At 51.9% G+C, this 17,446-nt stretch carries 15 protein-coding genes; 4 read left to right on the forward strand and 11 right to left on the reverse strand.

What is annotated here, in order from left to right:
- Positions 1–4: 4 nt before the first annotated feature.
- From crcB to lrp, 5 genes are all read right to left on the reverse strand, one after another.
- On the reverse strand, positions 5–394 hold the full coding sequence (crcB, locus tag LJ739_RS05825; RefSeq protein WP_229157968.1) for a fluoride efflux transporter CrcB: 390 nt from the start codon (positions 392–394) through the stop codon (positions 5–7).
- The gene (locus tag LJ739_RS05830) at positions 391–1,731 is read right to left on the reverse strand and encodes a replication-associated recombination protein A (protein ID WP_229157970.1); all 1,341 of its coding nucleotides are present in this window, start codon (positions 1,729–1,731) and stop codon (positions 391–393) included. Before LJ739_RS05830 ends, crcB begins: the two co-directional genes overlap by 4 nt.
- Positions 1,712–2,332 (reverse strand): outer membrane lipoprotein chaperone LolA, encoded by a 621-nt coding sequence (gene lolA, locus LJ739_RS05835; RefSeq protein WP_229157972.1) that lies wholly within the window; start codon positions 2,330–2,332, stop codon positions 1,712–1,714. Before lolA ends, LJ739_RS05830 begins: the two co-directional genes overlap by 20 nt.
- Positions 2,333–2,334: 2 nt before the next feature.
- The gene (locus LJ739_RS05840; protein WP_229157974.1) at positions 2,335–4,761 is read right to left on the reverse strand and encodes a DNA translocase FtsK; all 2,427 of its coding nucleotides are present in this window, start codon (positions 4,759–4,761) and stop codon (positions 2,335–2,337) included.
- 120 nt (positions 4,762–4,881) lie between these two features.
- Complete coding sequence (gene lrp, locus LJ739_RS05845; protein ID WP_229157976.1) at positions 4,882–5,370, reverse strand: leucine-responsive transcriptional regulator Lrp; 489 nt, start codon at positions 5,368–5,370, stop codon at positions 4,882–4,884.
- Between the two features lie 132 nt (positions 5,371–5,502).
- On the opposite strand from lrp, the gene ald reads away from it, so the two are divergent.
- Positions 5,503–6,633 (forward strand): alanine dehydrogenase, encoded by a 1,131-nt coding sequence (gene ald, locus LJ739_RS05850; RefSeq protein WP_229157978.1) that lies wholly within the window; start codon positions 5,503–5,505, stop codon positions 6,631–6,633.
- Positions 6,634–6,698: 65 nt separating this feature from the next.
- On the opposite strand, the gene ggt is transcribed toward ald, so the two are convergent.
- A complete protein-coding gene (gene ggt / locus LJ739_RS05855) occupies positions 6,699–8,444 on the reverse strand; it encodes a gamma-glutamyltransferase (RefSeq protein WP_407646743.1) in 1,746 nt (581 codons plus the stop codon).
- A 38-nt stretch (positions 8,445–8,482) separates the two neighbouring features.
- The gene (locus LJ739_RS05860; RefSeq protein ID WP_229157980.1) at positions 8,483–9,250 is read right to left on the reverse strand and encodes an enoyl-CoA hydratase; all 768 of its coding nucleotides are present in this window, start codon (positions 9,248–9,250) and stop codon (positions 8,483–8,485) included.
- Positions 9,251–9,370: 120 nt separating this feature from the next.
- Between LJ739_RS05860 and rrtA the strand changes: the two genes are divergently transcribed.
- Positions 9,371–9,967 carry a rhombosortase gene (gene rrtA, locus LJ739_RS05865; RefSeq protein WP_267494155.1) on the forward strand — a complete coding sequence of 199 codons (597 nt, stop codon included), beginning with the start codon at positions 9,371–9,373 and terminating at the stop codon, positions 9,965–9,967.
- 18 nt (positions 9,968–9,985) lie between these two features.
- On the opposite strand, the gene LJ739_RS05870 is transcribed toward rrtA, so the two are convergent.
- Positions 9,986–12,475, reverse strand: coding sequence for a S9 family peptidase (locus tag LJ739_RS05870; RefSeq protein ID WP_229157984.1), 2,490 nt, complete (start codon positions 12,473–12,475; stop codon positions 9,986–9,988).
- A gap of 163 nt (positions 12,476–12,638) precedes the next feature.
- Between LJ739_RS05870 and LJ739_RS05875 the strand changes: the two genes are divergently transcribed.
- A complete protein-coding gene (locus LJ739_RS05875; RefSeq protein WP_229157987.1) occupies positions 12,639–13,178 on the forward strand; it encodes a glutathione peroxidase in 540 nt (179 codons plus the stop codon).
- Between the two features lie 118 nt (positions 13,179–13,296).
- Here LJ739_RS05875 and LJ739_RS05880 read toward each other — a convergent pair whose 3' ends face one another.
- Positions 13,297–13,908: an FMN-dependent NADH-azoreductase gene (locus tag LJ739_RS05880; protein ID WP_229159451.1), complete on the reverse strand. Its 612-nt coding sequence runs from the start codon at positions 13,906–13,908 to the stop codon at positions 13,297–13,299.
- Between the two features lie 177 nt (positions 13,909–14,085).
- Between LJ739_RS05880 and LJ739_RS05885 the strand changes: the two genes are divergently transcribed.
- Positions 14,086–15,465, forward strand: a complete 1,380-nt coding sequence (locus LJ739_RS05885) for a DUF4397 domain-containing protein (RefSeq protein ID WP_229157989.1) — start codon at positions 14,086–14,088, stop codon at positions 15,463–15,465.
- Between the two features lie 37 nt (positions 15,466–15,502).
- Here LJ739_RS05885 and LJ739_RS05890 read toward each other — a convergent pair whose 3' ends face one another.
- Both LJ739_RS05890 and LJ739_RS05895 read right to left on the reverse strand, forming a co-directional pair.
- A complete protein-coding gene (locus LJ739_RS05890; protein WP_229157991.1) occupies positions 15,503–16,750 on the reverse strand; it encodes a cystathionine gamma-synthase family protein in 1,248 nt (415 codons plus the stop codon).
- The gene (locus tag LJ739_RS05895) at positions 16,740–17,363 is read right to left on the reverse strand and encodes a 1-acyl-sn-glycerol-3-phosphate acyltransferase (RefSeq protein ID WP_229157993.1); all 624 of its coding nucleotides are present in this window, start codon (positions 17,361–17,363) and stop codon (positions 16,740–16,742) included. The genes LJ739_RS05890 and LJ739_RS05895 overlap by 11 nt, the downstream gene beginning before the upstream one ends.
- Positions 17,364–17,446: the final 83 nt, after the last annotated feature.

Here is a 17,446-nt window from a genome sequence, read left to right on the forward strand (position 1 = left end):
CAATTTACCCTTTTACCAGTTGCGTACCCATCCAGGCTGCCAAAATACAGCAAAACAGGTTTAACGCGATATTTAGTCCTCCCCGCAGCCATTGCCCTTGCTGAAACAACAGCAATGTATCAACGGAGAAAGTAGAAAACGTGGTCAATGCCCCCAGAAACCCGATGCCGATGGTGGTTCGCCATACTACGATTTCCAGTTGCCCCTGCTCAATCAGGGCGTACAACAACCCCAACAAAAAGGAGCCGATGATATTGACCAGCAGTGTACCAAATGGAAAGCCTTTGCCAAACCACTGAAGCATCAATTGTGACAGAAAAAAACGCAGACAGGCGCCTAACGCGCCGCCGAGAGCTATAAAACTGTAGATTACCCAGCCTTGTTGAACGGTCATGGATACCTCTTGCGTTGGCTTTGCTGATCACAACTGTCCAGGTATGCCATTTTTTGCTGCAACTGTTTTTCCAACCCCCGATCATTGGGAAAATAAAGCCGAGCGTCTTTGATCGACGCCGGCAGGTAGTTTTCACCCGCGGCATAGGCTCCTGGTTCATCATGGGCATAGCGGTAGTCCGCACCATATCCTTGCTCGGCCAACAGGTCTGTCGGCGCATTGCGCAGATGCGCAGGAACCTGTGCATCCGGCGTTTCCTGGGCCAGCTTACGGGCGGCTTTAAACGCGGTATACACGGCATTACTTTTTGCTGCCAGGGCACAGAACACGGCGGCTTGCGCAATGGCTCGCTCTCCTTCCGCCGCACCGACCCGATGAAAAATGTCCCAGGCATTCAGGCAAATTTCTAACGCCCGGGGATCGGCATTGCCGATATCCTCACTGGCAATGGCCAGCAGACGCCGGGCTATGACCAGCGGATCACCGCCGGCCTCCAACAGCCGCGCATACCAATACAATGCACCATCAGCAGAAGAGCCCCGCACTGACTTATGGAACGCGGACAATATGTCGTAGTACTGGTCGCCGCCCTTGTCGAACTGTGCAACTTTGGCCCCTACGGCATCATTCACAATCGCGCGGTCGATACAATTATCCCGGGCAAAATCAGCACACAACTCCAGATAATTCAGTACCCGACGAGCATCCCCACCGGCAAGGTCGACAAGGTGCTTACGGGTTTCATCATCCATCGTCAGATGGCGGCCGCCAAGTCCACGGGTCTGATCGCTTAATGCGCTTTCTACCACCTGCAATAAATCTTCTTGCGTCAACGGCTTGAGTACATACACCCGGGCGCGGGACAGCAAAGCATTGTTCAGTTCAAAGGACGGATTTTCAGTGGTGGCGCCAATAAACAGCACCGTACCGTCTTCGATATGCGGCAAAAACGCGTCTTGCTGACTTTTATTGAAGCGATGCACTTCATCCACAAACAGGATGGTACGTTGCTGTCTAGCAGCGCCAACGTGGCGTGCCTGTTCGATGGCTGCGCGAATGTCTTTAACACCGGCAGTGACGGCGGATATACGCTGTACATGGGCGTCACAATGGTGCGCTATTAACTCTGCCAGGGTGGTTTTACCGGTGCCGGGAGGCCCCCACAGGATCATGGAGTGGGCATGGCCCTGAATGATCGCATTTCGCAACGGCTTGTCCTGTCCGACGATGTGTTGTTGGCCGAGGTATTCGTCAATGGTGCGCGGACGCATCCGTGCCGCCAGTGGCGCGAACTGGGGTTCATCGCCAAATGAAAACTCAGTGTTGGCGCTGGTCATCCAACTCAAAGCCTTGGGGTAAGGTAAAACTGAACTGCTGATCTGCCACGGCAACGTTCTGCTGGATATTGCTGAAGGTCAACGCACTCTCCTGCCCCTGACTGTCAGTCATGGCCAGGCCGGTCAATTGGGCCTGTTCAAACGTCAGCGACAATTGGGTAATCGGGCTATCGGTGCTTTGCGCGTGGATAGTGAACTGGGTACCGGTCTGTTGCACGTCAAAACGTTCCCACTGCGGACTTTGCGGATCGGTCAGCAGGATGATGGGATTGTTGTCCACGGCAGCGGCCTGGTCCAGTGCCACAACTTGTTCAACAAAGGGGTCGATGTGCCACAATGTCTGGCCATCGGCTATCAGGATGTTTTCGTTCGGCGGCAGCACCTCCCAGTGCATCTGCGACGGTTGCCGCAACACGATGTGCCCCTGAGCCTGTTGCAGGATGTTACCCTCTGCGTCGGTCACCTGTTGCTCAAAATCGGCCGAATAGCTGTGCAGTTGGTTGAGGTGTTGTTGCAGTGCAGCCACTGCGGCTTCGTCTGCAACAGCAGACAAAGACAGCACGCTAGCAGCACATCCAAGCAGAAAATTTGGCTTTATCATCATTAATCCCTGGGCGCCGGTGGCGCCAGTACTTCTCGATTTCCATTATGTCCTGGTGCACTTACGACGCCACTATCCTGCATTTGTTCCACCAATCGTGCTGCGCGATTGTAACCAATTCTGAATTTGCGCTGCACACTGGAGACCGACGCCCGTCGGGTTTCGGTAACAAAAGCAACCGCTTCGTCGTAGAACGCATCCAGTTCCTGATCGCCACCCTCAGGCTGCTCGCCAGGCAGCAGCACTTCTGCACCACTGTCACCTGACAAGATTTCGTCGATGTATTGGGGTTTGCCGCGTTTCTGCCAATCAGCAACCACGGCGTGAACTTCGTGGTCATCCACAAAGGCGCCATGAACGCGGGTCGGCACACCGGTACCCGGTGGTAAATACAACATGTCCCCTGCCCCCAACAAGGTCTCTGCGCCTTGCTGGTCAAGGATGGTGCGCGAGTCAATTTTAGACGACACCTGAAACGCGATACGGGTTGGAATATTGGCTTTGATCAAACCGGTGATCACATCCACCGAAGGGCGCTGGGTGGCGAGGATAAGGTGAATACCCGCAGCACGTGCTTTTTGCGCAATACGGGCAATCAGTTCCTCGACCTTTTTGCCGACAATCATCATCATATCGGCGAATTCGTCCACCACCACAACGATGGCAGGCAATTTGGTGAGATCCGGCGCTTCCTCTTCCATACTTTCTTCCGCTTTCCATAGCGGGTCTTTGATCGGCTGACCGTCAGCGATGGCTTGTTCAACCTTGGCATTAAACCCTTTCAGGTTACGTACGCCAAGGGCCGACATCAGTCTGTAGCGACGTTCCATTTCACCCACACACCAACGCAAGGCATTGGCTGCCTCTTTCATGTCGGTGACAACCTCTGCCAACAAGTGCGGGATCCCTTCATAGACCGACAACTCGAGCATTTTCGGGTCGATCATGATCATGCGCACGTCTTCCGGCGAGCTCTTGTACAACAAACTCAGGATCATGACGTTAACACCCACCGATTTACCCGAGCCCGTAGTACCCGCTACCAACAGGTGCGGCATCTTGGCCAAATCCACAATCACCGGCTTTCCGGAGATGTCAGCCCCCAACACCATGGTCAGTGCCGATGGGTTGGATTGAAACGCATCACAGGTGATCACCTCACTGAGACGGACCATCTCGCGGTTCTTATTCGGCAGCTCCAAACCAATCACTGACTTGCCGGGGATAACTTCTACCACACGCACAGAAATCGCCGACATCGCGCGGGCCAAATCTTTGGACAGGCTGGAAATTTTACTGACCTTCACGCCGGGGGCGAGATCCAACTCGAAGCGGGTGATCACCGGTCCCGGATACACACCCACAACACGGGCCTCAATATTAAAGTCTGCCAGTTTGGCTTCGACCAACCGGGCAATCCCTTCAAGCTCCTCTTCGCTGATGGGGTTCTTAATCTTATCTGGACGGTCGAGTAATTCGAATGACGGCAATGGTGCCATATCAGACGCAACCGTGTCCTGTGCAACCTCATCAGCAGTGTGCGTGTTCGTGCCCGACGTTTCGCTGGTGGAAGACGAGGATGGTTTCTGCTTGTCGGATTTCGGCTTATCTGCACCGGTGATTTTACGTTTCAGCTCGGCAATTGACATGGTTTTAGGCGCCGGTTCAGGCTCAGCATCCACGAACACTTCATCAGGGATATCTTCTCCCTGCCAGGGTGGAACTGCGCCATTGTCAACAAGTGCTTCTTCCTGTGGTTCAGGGCGCAGACGGGTAATTTCTACTTCGGCTTGGGGCTCTGCTGCACGACGAAACGGCAACAGTGGCACATTGGCTGTCTGCAATCGGTGAGGCAATTGATAGGCCGTTACTCCCGTGTTGACGGTCCAGGCGCCAATCCGTTCTACGATCGTCAACCAGGATATTCCCGACAGTAAGGTGAAGCCCGTGCACACGAAACACAGCAGCACCAAGGTCGTGCCTGCCATGCTGAAGTAAGGGATGAGTGCGGCGCTGACCACGTCCCCGACGAACCCGCCGGCAGAAAAGTAATGAAAATCGTCAAAATTCATACTGAATAACCCGGTCACACCCAGCACAAACAGAATGAGGCCTATCAGACGAAGACCAATCGTCAGATAATCGAGTTCATGCAAGTGACGGGTTTGCTGGAACAGAAACCAGCCCAGGAATGCGCAGGCAAACGGCAAGATATAGGCCACTGAGCCGAGTGCAAAAAACAGAATATCAGCAAACCAGGCCCCAATCGGACCGACCCAATTGTGTATATTGCCCTGCAATCCGGCCTGGCTCCAACTGGGGTCGGCAGGATTAAAAGACGTCAGGGCCAGCAGTAAGAAAAACGCAAAGGCAGCAGACAACATCATGCCCACTTCCATGATCCTTTGTATTCCGTTTAATCGCGCCATATTCAGAGAAATTTTATCGTTATTATTTGGTGATTGTGTACCCCGGTTACCTTACCAAGACAGCGCTAAAAAGCCCAGTAAAAGGCAAGCTTTATCGCCTATTAATCACCATATTCACGGTCACGGTTTGAGATTGATTTTTAATTGACCAGTTTGTTTTACTTCTTCCATCACAACATACGTCCGAGACTCACTGACACCAGGCAGTCTCAGCAACGTATCGCCAAGCAGCTTTCGGTAGCTGGACATATCGGCGACACGGGCCTTGAGCAAAAAATCAAAATTACCCGACACCAGATGACACTCGAGAATGTCATCATGCTTGCGCACCGCAGCAGAAAACTCTTCAAAAATATCGACCGAGGTTTTGGTCAGAGTGATTTCCACGAACACCAGCATTGCGGCGCCAAGTTTATGAGGGTCAAGGAGTGCGTGATAACCGGTGATATAGCCCTGTTGTTCAAGGCGCTTAACCCGTTCCAGGCAAGGACTGGCACTTAGGCCAACCTTTTTTGCCAGTTCAACGTTGGAAATCCGCCCATTCTGTTGCAAGGCAATGAGGATATTACGATCAATACGATCAAGGTGTTTCGGGGTTTTAACCAGCATATATTATTTTGCCAAACTGACCTTTTAAAGATGATTCTACCGTTTTTCCTCCATCTTCGGGAGTTAAAATTGGATTTTCTCTCCTATACTTGCGCTTTATTTTTATACCCTATTTTCCTTCAGGAGGGCGTCATGCTCATCGGTGTACCAAAAGAAATTAAAAATCACGAGTACCGTATCGGCCTCACTCCGGCTGCTGTTAAAGAATTTGTTGCTCACGGGCACGAGGTGATTGTCGAGAATAACGGCGGTCTGGCCATCGGATTTGATAACCAACAGTACATTGATGCAGGCGCTAGCATCATTGATAGCCCTGAAGAGATTTTCGCCCGTGCCGAAATGATCATTAAAGTCAAAGAGCCTCAGCCCAACGAGTGTAAGATGTTGCGCGAAGGCCAGACGTTGTATACCTATCTGCATCTGGCACCTGATCCGACTCAGACCGAGTTGTTGGTGGCGTCCGGCGCAACCTGTATCGCCTATGAAACCGTCACCGACGCCCGCGGTGCCCTGCCTTTGCTGGCGCCAATGAGTGAAGTTGCCGGACGCATGTCGGTACAGGCTGGTGCGCATTATCTGGAGAAAGCCCAGGGCGGCAGCGGCACATTATTGGGTGGCGTACCGGGTGTAGCACCTGGAAAAGTGTTGGTTATCGGTGGTGGCGTGGTCGGCACCAATGCGGCCAAAATGGCCTTAGGACTGGGTGCTGACGTGACCATCCTGGATCGTTCGTTGACCCGTCTGCGTGAGATTGACGACATCTTCAACGGCCAGGTTAAAACGGTATTCTCCACCGTCGATGCTATCGAGCACTATTCTTCAAAAGCCGACTTAGTGGTTGGTGCTGTCCTCATCCCAGGTGCGGCAGCCCCCAAACTGCTGACCCGCGAGCACATCAAAAACATGAAAGAAGGCTCTGTTGTGGTCGATGTGGCCATCGACCAGGGTGGTTGTTTTGAAACCTCAAAAGCCACTACACACCAGGACCCGGTGTATGTCGTCGATGGCGTTGTACACTACTGCGTTGCCAACATGCCCGGTGGTGTTGCGAGAACCTCTACCATGGCACTGAACAATGCCACCCTGCCTTTTGGTCTGGCGCTTGCCAACAAAGGGCCGAAACAAGCGATGCTTGACGATGCCCATTTACTCAATGGTCTTAACGTTCACAAAGGCAAAGTCACTTACAAAGCGGTGATCGATGCGTTGGGTGATTCCCTGAACCTGACTTACGCAGACCCGCGCAGCGCGCTCAGTGAATAAGCGATATCCGTTAAATAAAAAAGCGAGGCCATGCCTCGCTTTTTTTATGTTCTGAACAAACCGCGCTATTCGCCGACCGCTACGCCTTCGCGACGGGGATCTGCGCCGCCGATCAACTTGCCATCGCGCAACATGATACCGTGCAATCCACTGTTAAGGTCGATGATCTTAACTTCATGGCCCCGTTGTTCAAACGCCGCTTTGAGGGCTTCCAATGAAGTGCCCTTTTCCAGCGCCGTGTAATCATTGCGATTGGTGATCTTAGGCAGGTTGATGGCTTGCTGAATATCCAGCTGCCAATCCAATACCCCAATCAGCGTTTGGGTCACGTAACTGATGATACGACTGCCTCCCGGCGATCCCAATACCAGGTTCAGTGAACCGTCTTGGTTAAACACCATGGTTGGGCTCATCGCACTGCGTGGTCGTTTTCCAGGCTCGACACGGTTTAACGCCGGATAACCATTCTGGGACGGAGACAACGAAAAATCGGTCAACTGGTTGTTGAGCATGAACCCCTCGACCATCAATCCGGAACCAAACGCAAATTCTATCGATGTGGTCATAGATACCGCATTCCCTTCGCTATCGACAATAGCAATATGGCTGGTATTGGGTAACTCAAACGCCGTATCAATGCCCCAAAAGCCGCTGGAGTAAGGCGTTCCGGGTCGGGCATAACCCATGTCTTTTTCAGGCTTAATGGACTCCGCCCGGCGACTCAGGTAGGTGTTGTTGATCAGTGCGCCAAATGGCAACTGGGTGAAATCACTGTCCGCCACGTACACGCTGCGATCCGCGTAGGCCAGCCGTGATGCCTGGGTGAACAGGTGCAACGCGTTAATATCATTGGGCGCATATTTGCTCAGCTCATACGGCTCCAGCATTTTAAGGATCTGCAGAACATTGATCCCCCCTGAGCTGGGAGGCGCCATGCCGCACACTTTATACACGCGGTATTTACCGCAAACGGCAGAACGACGCTTGGCCTTGTATTGTGCGAAGTCTTCTGCGGTCAATACACCCGGGTTAATGGGAGAGTTCTGTACGGTTTCAGCAATCTGCTTGGCCAACTCGCCTTTATAGAGATAGTCAGCGCCGTCTCTGGCGATGCCCATCAGCACCTTCGCCAATTTGCGGTTTTTACGCAGGTATCCCAATTTCAGCGGTTCACCACCGGGATAAAAGTAGGCATTGCTTTCAGTAAACTCCCGCAAGCCCGGATGAAAATCCATCGCCACCAGTCGTGCCAGCCGGTTGGACACTTTAAAGCCGTTCTCGGCCATCATCGAGGCGTCTGAAAACAGGGTCTCCCACGGCAACTTTCCGTATGCCTGATGGGCCATTTCCAGTGCTTTGAGGGCACCGGGCACCCCAACAGAGCGTCCACCAACAACGGCATCGCGCCACTTCATTACGCTACCGTCTTTATTGGTGAACAGGTAGGCATTGACATTTTCTGGAGCCGTTTCCCGGCCGTCAAAGGTATGCAGTTGCTTGGTTTTGTTGTCCCAATACAGGATGAAGGCACCACCACCAATCCCTGAGGATTGCGGCTCAACCAGGGTCAACATGGCCTGTACGGCAATCGCCGCATCTATCGCACTGCCGCCCCGTTTTAAGACATTTTTACCGGCCCATGAAGCATATGGATTTGCCGCACTGACCATGTAATTTTCTGCGACATAGGCCTTTTTCTGATCATACCCTGTGGCGGCTTCCGGTTCCCGGTCTTCTCGTTCATCGATCTGTGCAAGCGAAAATACGCTGACGAGACCCAATAAAAGGCCGCTTAGTTTAACTACTGACACACACACTCCTGATTATTATTTGTTTAACGCTGTCAGACTTAACGATAAATGGACGGATCCGGCTGGCGCTTCTCCAGGAACGCTCGGAACGCTTCCTGGGCCGGGGCTGAAGCCATCTGCTCGATGAACAAATCCAACTCATCATTCATGTGCAACAACACGGCGTCCTGATCCTGCTTCATTAAAGATTTGGTGTGCAGCAGGGCCTGACGAGGCTTACCAACCAATTGGGTAACAACCTGCTCAAGACATTCTGACAAAGCGCTGTCTGGCACAACATGGCTGACAATACCACATTGTTCAGCATCACTGGCGCCAAACGGCTCAGCCAGCATTAACCAGCGACTCGCTTTACGGTGACCAGCCAGTTTTGGCAATAGATAGCTTGATGCATATTCAGGTACCAGCCCCAGGTTCACAAAGGGCAATGAAAAGCGCGCGTTGTCGGCGCATACCACCAAATCACAATGCAATAACAGTGTTGTACCGATCCCGACTGCCAGCCCACGAACTTCTGCAACCACCGGTAACGGGCAGTCCATCAATGCCCGCATAAACCGCACAGTTTCACCCACCTGCTCAGACTCGCCGGCTGCGGCAAAATCTTGCATGTCATTGCCAGCGGTAAAACAGTCCCCATCTGCGCTTAGTACCACAACTTTGGCCTGTGGGTCCTGCGTCGCCACTTCCAGTGCATCAGCCAACAGACCATACATACGCTGGTTTAACGCGTTTTTCTTCTCCGCTCGAGCCAAGGTGATTCTGTGAACGGATTGTTCTACCTTGATACGCACCAGCTCCGACATGACAAACTCCTGTGATTTTGGGCGACACACTTTTTTTCAATGGGGTCGCGGACTTTTTGTTGGTTTGCCGTATCATAACCCGATATTCATTTATTTTTCATGGCCATGTTACGACTTCCTATGACTTTTAGGGCCCTTGCCGGTCCGGTTTTCATTACCCTACTTGCGATCGCTGCGGCCCTGTCGCCAGCATCCCTCTATGACACCCTTGCTTATGACCGATATGCAGTCCAAGGGTTCGAGCTTTGGCGTATGCTGACAGCCAACCTGTTACACACCAACACCAATCATCTGCTATTAAACCTCGCCGGTTTATCATTGTTGTGGGCATTGCACGGAGATGCTTACCGTTTCTGGCGCTACATGATGATCATGGTGTTGTGTGCGTTGGCGACGACATTGGGGATCCTGTTGTTTTCTCCCCAGTTAATTGGCTATGTAGGATTGTCGGGCGCTTTACATGGATTGTTTGTGTGGGGGGCAATCGATGACATCCGTCGCAAAGACGTCACTGGCTGGTTTTTGTTACTGGGCGTGGTTGTAAAAATCGCCTGGGAACAGTGGCAAGGCGCCAGCGATAGCATGGCAACATTGATCAACGCGAGCGTCGCCGTCGATGCCCATGCTTACGGCGCACTTGGCGGTCTGGTGTGTGCTTTATTGATCCGCGCCAGTGGTCAGTTGCCCCAATTCAATACCCAGAAAAAAGCCCCGTAAAACGGGGCTTTTTTTTAATTACAGTTCTTGTTCGAACAGTTTATAGATACGCCGGTATTCATCCAACCAGGAACTAGGCTGGACAAACCCATGAGGTTCCACCGGATAAATTGCGGTTTCGAAGTTTTCCTTCTCCAGTTCAATCAGGCGTTGAACCAGTCGCACCACATCCACGAAGAACACGTTGTCGTCTACCATCGGTGCATTGATCAACAACGGATCTTCCAGTCCTTCGGCAAAATACAGCGGTGAACTGCGACGATAAGCAATCGGATCAATGTCCGGCAGGTTGAGGATATTTGATGTGTAAGGGAGGTTGTAATGTGCCCAGTCAGTTACCGGACGTAGGGCAGCCCCGGCCTCGAACAGATCCGGTGCGGTGAACAACGCCATAAAGGTCATAAAGCCACCATAAGATCCGCCATAGGTACCGATACGACCGCGATCAACATTGGCATTTTCAACCAACCAGTTAACCCCGTCACGCAGGTCCTGGATTTCAGGGGTACCCATCTGACGATAAATGGCGGTACGCCAATCCCTTCCGTAACCCATCGAGGCACGATAATCCATGTCCATTACGACGTAACCCTGTTGGGCGAGCATGTTGTGGAACATGAATTCGCGGAAATAACCCGACCATCCCAGATGGGCGTTTTGCAGGTAACCGGCACCGTGATTGAAAATGACCGCACGGCGTTTTTCACCCTGCTCCACGTTTTGTGGGTAGTACACACGAGAAAAAATCGGTTGTTGCGTATGCGATGACGCCACCGGCACGATTGCTGGCGCTTGCCAGTCTATCTGCGCGAATGCTTCACTGACCGTATGGGTAAGACGGGCAACAGGCTGATTTCCACCCACCCTGGCGTGATACAGTTCAGGTGGTTGGGTCAGCTTGGAATGGGTTAGCAGCAGATGCTGTTCATCCGGGCTTAACACATAATCGGTGTATCCATTCAGGTCAGTCTGCGCCTGTATTTCTCCTCCACTCGCAGCAACCCGGTAAATTTCATAAATGCCAGGGTGCTTGATATTAGCCTGGAAGTAGAAATAGCTATCATCGTGAGTCAGCGTTATCTCATCCACTTCATAGCGCCCGGATGTCAGCGCTTTGGGTTTGGCGCCAGGCACCTGGGTATACAGGTGAGCATATCCACTGTGCTCAGACAAGTACCACAGGGTTGCACTGTTGTTTAACCAACCGAAACTGTTGAACTTGTAGTTAATCCAGGCTTCATCGTGCAAACGATGTTGACTGACCAACTGACCTTGCTTGAAATCCACTGTCGCAATCCAGCGATCCTTGTTGTCCCACGCTTCCAGCATGATCGCAACGGTTGAACCATTGCTGTGCCATTGAATTGCACTCTGATCCCAATACCAATCGACCATCAAGCCAATCTCCCGGGGCAGGCGGTTAGCTTGGTAGGTTTCCCCCCGTGCTTCGGCGTTTTCACGTTTCACGTCTGCCAGAACGTCTTCGTTGAATCCGGGTAACGTCTGGTAAGACAGGGACCGTTTCTCGCCACGTTGCAAATCCATTAACCACAGGGATTGATCCTGCGGTTTGGCATCAGCGACCCGCTGACGAACTTTTTCCGGTTTGATACGTCCGTCTTCACCGATGTAGTTGGGCATAATGTCGCCGTCACTGCGGGAAGGCTTGTCTTCGGTTTCACTAACGATCAACCAACGCCCGTTAGGTGACAGACTCGCTTCCACCGTTCGATGTGAAGCCGGCAGATAGAAAGGCTCTGGGACAGTGGTCGGGTTTTCCTTCAGGATCTGTTGGCGCTTGGCAAAACGCTGTTCCCGTTGGGTGCGTTGCAACGCGACGTAGTCAATCAGCGCAACCTGCTCCTTGGCAATAAAATCCTGTGGATCCTCGTTAGCCTTTGGTTCATCTTTAAATGTCCAGTGTGCCAGCAGCTCAGTCATCCCTGAGTACACATCAATGGCAAAAAAACGATCCCCGGATTGATAGGATAAACGGCCATCGAGAAGAAATTGCAGATTGTGGGGTGACTGCTGATCACGAGTGAGTTGACGGATCTCACCGCTGTCGAGCAATTCAACGAACAAATTGCCTTCAAAGCGCCAGGCCTTAACATTACGTTGCTGGTTATACACAGCACCATCGTCGCCCGCCGTGTGCAACTCACTGAGCGCGACTTTTTGTCCGTTAGTGGTGTCATTTATGTGGGTTTTAAACAGATCCTTTATCGGACTACCTTGCTGTTTCTGCTGATAGTACACTGTCGTACTATCACTGCCCCAGTAGGCGTCCTCAGGTTCTCTGCCAATCCAATCCGGGTCGGCCATAATCTGTGTCAGCGTCAACGGCTTGTCAGGGTCAGGCATCGATGCAGAGGCGTCAATCACTGCCGTTGCTACAACGGCAACATTGCTTGATGACTGAGTTTCCACACTGTTTTGCGTTGCAGCACAGGCTGATAAGCTGGCGCAGACAACAGCCAGTGAAAATCGCTTGGCGAAGTTGGTCATTGGTAATCCTAAGCGTTGTTTTTATAATAGCGGGGCTATTAAACCCCATGCAAAAAGTCAGGTAAACCGGTGATCTGAAAAAGGACGGTATGAATATACCTAGTTTGAGGCTGGTTACGATAAACCAACCATTTCTTACGATGAATCACACAAGGAAATCAGTATGCGCTTCCCAACCCTACTCGTTCTGCTCTCTTTCTTTACGCCGTTATCCATGGCCAATCAATGTCCGGATGTTCTGAAATTTGTTAAGCGAAAGCTCAATTCACAGCAAACGGTTAATTTTTGTCAGGCTTACCAGGGCAAAACATTGTTGATCGTCAATACGGCTAGCTATTGCGGCTACACCCCTCAATTTGAAGGATTAGAGGCACTGTATGAATCCTACAAAGACCAGGGGTTGGTGGTGCTTGGATTCCCTTCCCATGAGTTCAATCAGGAGGCGGACAATGAGGAAAAAACTGCCGAACTGTGTGAGTTGACCTATGGCGTCAAGTTTCCGATGTTTGAGCCAACCGACGTAAAGGGTGACAATGCCGATCCCCTGTATCGGATGCTGGCGAAAAAATCCGGTACCTACCCGAGTTGGAATTTTTTCAAATACCTGGTTGATTCCGAGGGTGAAGTCGTTGGCGTTTACCCCTCTGCCACCACCCCTGAAGATGAAGACTTCCAGAAAACCCTGCAATCGTTGCTGAAATAGCGTCGACAAAAAAAAGCCCCGCTGGGATGCGGGGCAATAAAGCACACTCAACTTGGAACACACTATAGTTACGTGACACTAACAGGGGATGTCGCACCACGTTCCTTACTGCATTAATTTAGGCAGCCGTTTTTTCAATAAGTTCACTAATTTTTTGTTCGGCGTTGGCAATTGCCTGCTCCGACACTGATGGGCCCATAGCCAACCCTTCTGCGTAAACGAACGTCACGTCTTCGATACCAAGAAATGCAAGTACATCACGTAAATACTGCGTCTGACTGTCCTTCTCGGTACCGGCATACATCCCGCCTCGCGCGGCCAACACATAAGCGCGCTTGCCGGTCAGTAGCCCTTGGGGACCAGACTCGGTGTAACGGAACGTAATACCGGCTCTGGCAACACGGTCGATCCATGCTTTGAATGCGGAAGGCACACCAAAATTGTACATTGGCATTCCCAGCACCAGCGTGTCAGCCTGTTGCAGTTCCTCAACCAGACTATCTGACAGCGACGCCAGTGACGCCTGTTGTGCATTGCGTTCGTCCTGTGGCGTCATCCACGCCGCCATCTCCTCAGCGCTGAGGTGAGGCAAGTCAGTTTCAACCAAATCGCGCACGGTTACAGTCGTTTGCTGTTTGGCAGCCAGTTTGTCAAGAAAGTGTTCGACAAGCTGGTTGGAGTTGCCTTGCGTGCCATTCAGGCTGGTGTTAATCGCCAATACATTGTTCATCATTTAACCCTCATCAATGGAATGAACTCAGCTTAATGTCGATTAAATGAAAAATATATTGCTAAATTCCGCAGAATGCGTTCGATATTTTAGAAGTATAGAGAAATGGATTAAGGTGATCCCTCTCACCGGTGACCGCGTAGGAACGTTTGCATAACCAACCACGAGGAACAACCAATGAGAAGGATCATAACACTCACTGCTATTGTCAGTTTATCATGGACTTTATCAGGATGCTTTAATGATGATGATGCAACATTACCGGAGCCAACGCCCCCACCCGCCCCAACACCCACCGCTGAATTGAGGGTGACCCATGCCGCGCCCGATGCACCGGCAGTGAATATCTACGCCAATGACGCTGTGTTAGCGGGACTGGAAAATGTCGACTACCAGGTCAGCTCAGAACTACTCAGTGTGGATGCCGGAACCTACGATGTGCGGGTCGAGGCCATTGTACCGGGTGGCAATCTGGATGTTATCGCCGCGGAACTGACACTTGAGGCAGATACACGCTACGATGTGTTAGCCATTGATACGGTTGCCGAAGGTGTCGAACCCCTGGTGGTGCCTTCTTCGGTTGCTGCGGTTCCTGCCGGCAATGCCCGGGTTCAGATTGTGCACGCAGCCCCCAATGCCCCCACGGTTGACATCTACGTTACCGCGCCGGATGCACTGCTAGCCGACGAACAGCCTGTTGCCACGGCGGCTTTTCGTGATTTCACCGCCGCCCTTGAAGTTCCTGCCGGTGACTACCGGGTACGGATAACCCCTGCGGGTGCAATGACCGTCGTCTATGATTCAGGCACGCTTGAGTTAACCGATGGTCTGGATGTTATGGCTGCGGCGGTTCAAAACATTCAGGCAGGTGAAAGTCCGGTTGCTTTGCTACTCGCTGGCCCCAGCGGTGCGGCAATTGTGGCTGACGCCAATACCCCGGCTGAAGTACGGGTCGTACATGGCATCAGTGACGCTCCGGCTGTTGATGTCATTGCGAATAACGCCGTGACGCTGGTAGATGGCTTAGCCTTTCCGATGAAAACAGACTATCTGGCAGTAGAACCCGCAGACTACCTGTTGGACGTTGTTGCCGATGCAGACAATAGCGTGATCGCCATTGACGATGCGCCGGTTACATTGCAAAAAGGTGGGATCTATACCGCCATTGCCAACAGCAGCCTGGCGTCTGCCGATCTCGATTTGCTTATCGATATGCCACGCAGTGTCGCCACCGAAGCAAAGGTCAGAATTGTACACGCGTCGCCAAGCGCTGGTGCTGTCGATATTTATGTGACCGCAGATGGTGCGATTGATAATGTAGACCCGGCTTTCAGTAACGTTCCGTACAATACTGCTGATCTGGCTGAAACCGGCTATGTATCACTGGCTCCGGGCGACTACGTTGTAACGGTGACACCCACCGGTACTAAAACCGCCGCCCTTGAAACGTCTACGCTGATGTTGGAAGGCGGAGAAATCTACACGGCGATCGCCGTCGATGGTACGGAACCGGGAATTCCCGTTCAGCTTATCGGATTGGATGGATTGGCAAATTGATCGCTAAAAGAGCTACCCAACCGGGTAGCTCTTTTGTTTAAGCACCGATAATGTGAAACGCCTGCTCAAAATCAGCAACGATGTCGTCGATGTCTTCAATACCCACCGAAAACCGAATGAGGTTATCACTAATCCCCATCGCGGCCCGCTCTTCAGGGCCATTTTCAAAGTAGATGGTATGCGCCACAGGTAAAGCCAGTGTACGTGTATCACCTAGGTGAGTCGCATTGATGACCAGTTTTAGCGCGTTTAGAAACGCGAAACAGTCTACGTTTTCATCCAGATCGATACTGAAAATTCCGCCGTACATTCCACCGAAGGTTTCTCGGGCCAAAAAGTGTTGTGGGTGATCGGCCAGTCCGGGATAGAAAACCTGTTTAACGTTAGGATGACCATGCAGATACGTGGCCAGACGTAACGCATTGTCACAGCTGCGTTGCAATCGGATAGACATGGTCTCCATCCCTACCGCAATCTGATGAGCCGCATGGGGCGACAATGTACCGCCGAGATCGCGTAGACCTTTCTTGCGGATCTGGGTTAAACCCCATTGTTTCTCATCCGCGCCTTTATACATTTCGGCGATGTGGGGAAAGTGTGTCCAGTCATAACACCCGGTATCAACGATCACACCACCTAACACGTTGCCATGACCGGCGTAATATTTGGTTAAGCTGGCAACGGTCAGCGATGCATTCACTTTTTGCGCGTCAAACAGCACACCTGGGGTCATGGTGGTATCAATGATAAACAGCAGTTTTTTACTTGCGCACAACCGCCCGATAGCAGACAGATCCGCTACCTGAGTCACAGGGTTGGCAATGGTTTCGGCAAAGACCGCTCGGGTGTCTTGCCGCACGGCCTGTTCAACACTGCGCACATCGGTTACATCAACCCAGGAAATCTCGACACCGAAGTTGCTTAGATTTTCGAAAAAACTGCGGGTGTTGCCAAACAGATATCGGCTGACAATCAGGTGATCGCCCTGCCTGACCAGCGACAGGAACAACGCGCTGATAGCAGCCATGCCAGTGGAAAACGTCACCGCACCAACGCCACCTTCCAGATCACAGACCATATTCTGCAGCGCTGCCGTTGATGGAGAGGACGAGCGGGAATAGACGTGTCCCATCTGTTTGCCCTGAAACACATCCACCAGGTCCTGAACATCGGTAAACTCAAACAGCACAGAATTGGAAGTTGGGGAGTGTACCGCGCCACTATTGGGTTGGTTGATAAAACGATCGGCATGTACCAATCGGGTTGTTTGGCCTTTACGAGTCAATCTCTTTCTCCACCGAAGTGATTACATTTGCGGGATACTTGGCTGGAACACGCGCAAAAAAGGCATACACCTGCTGCATCGATTGTACAACATCAACGACCGGTTCACAGGGCCCCAGAACGACTTTCTTACGCTGATAATCCAAGCCTACCAGGAAAAGAGGCACATCCGCCGCATGGGCGATATGTACAAAACCTGTTTTCCACGGAAACACAGGGCTACGGGTACCTTCCGGGGCAATGCACAACAGCATCTGTTCAGCACTTTTCATGTTAGCCACAATTTGTTCAACCACACCATGAGCACGGGATCGTTCAATCGGGATCCCGCCCCAGCGGCGCATAAGTCTGTCAAAAGGGGGGAAAAACAGCGTGTGCTTGCCAAAAAACGTGATTTTCAGCCGCAATGTGAAGGCCACGGCAAGGCCCAGCACGAAATCCCAGTTTGAGGTATGGGGCGCAACCGCAATCACCATTTTTCCGTGGGTTGGGAATTGCCCTTCGAATTGCCAGCCCAAGCGCTGCAATACGGTGCGTCCTAACCAGGCGCTGAATCGGTTACCCAGACGCGGGATTGCCGGTGACAAAGAAGGTATGTCCAGGGGTTCTGCCATGTTAAAAAGGGACGTTTACTGCATCAGAATGTCGGCATACTCGCTTATCTGGCACCAATTGTCGAGTCTGAGGGTAGCAAGAG

The sequence above is a fragment of the Fluctibacter halophilus genome (assembly GCF_020687825.1).
Lineage (GTDB): Bacteria > Pseudomonadota > Gammaproteobacteria > Enterobacterales > Alteromonadaceae > Fluctibacter > Fluctibacter halophilus.

Excerpts from the sequence above, each read along its gene's own strand:
- LJ739_RS05870 (WP_229157984.1), bottom strand. The coding sequence starts at position 12,475 with ATGACCAACTTCGCCAAGCGATTTTCACTGGCTGTTGTCTGCGCCAGC.
- LJ739_RS05895 (WP_229157993.1), bottom strand. The coding sequence starts at position 17,363 with ATGGCAGAACCCCTGGACATACCTTCTTTGTCACCGGCAATCCCGCGT.
- ald (WP_229157978.1), top strand. The coding sequence starts at position 5,503 with ATGCTCATCGGTGTACCAAAAGAAATTAAAAATCACGAGTACCGTATC.
- lolA (WP_229157972.1), bottom strand. The coding sequence starts at position 2,332 with ATGATAAAGCCAAATTTTCTGCTTGGATGTGCTGCTAGCGTGCTGTCT.
- lrp (WP_229157976.1), bottom strand. The coding sequence starts at position 5,370 with ATGCTGGTTAAAACCCCGAAACACCTTGATCGTATTGATCGTAATATC.
- crcB (WP_229157968.1), bottom strand. The coding sequence starts at position 394 with ATGACCGTTCAACAAGGCTGGGTAATCTACAGTTTTATAGCTCTCGGC.
- rrtA (WP_267494155.1), top strand. The coding sequence starts at position 9,371 with ATGACTTTTAGGGCCCTTGCCGGTCCGGTTTTCATTACCCTACTTGCG.
- LJ739_RS05840 (WP_229157974.1), bottom strand. The coding sequence starts at position 4,761 with ATGGCGCGATTAAACGGAATACAAAGGATCATGGAAGTGGGCATGATG.
- LJ739_RS05830 (WP_229157970.1), bottom strand. The coding sequence starts at position 1,731 with ATGACCAGCGCCAACACTGAGTTTTCATTTGGCGATGAACCCCAGTTC.
- LJ739_RS05885 (WP_229157989.1), top strand. The coding sequence starts at position 14,086 with ATGAGAAGGATCATAACACTCACTGCTATTGTCAGTTTATCATGGACT.
- LJ739_RS05880 (WP_229159451.1), bottom strand. The coding sequence starts at position 13,908 with ATGAACAATGTATTGGCGATTAACACCAGCCTGAATGGCACGCAAGGC.
- LJ739_RS05860 (WP_229157980.1), bottom strand. The coding sequence starts at position 9,250 with ATGTCGGAGCTGGTGCGTATCAAGGTAGAACAATCCGTTCACAGAATC.
- LJ739_RS05875 (WP_229157987.1), top strand. The coding sequence starts at position 12,639 with ATGCGCTTCCCAACCCTACTCGTTCTGCTCTCTTTCTTTACGCCGTTA.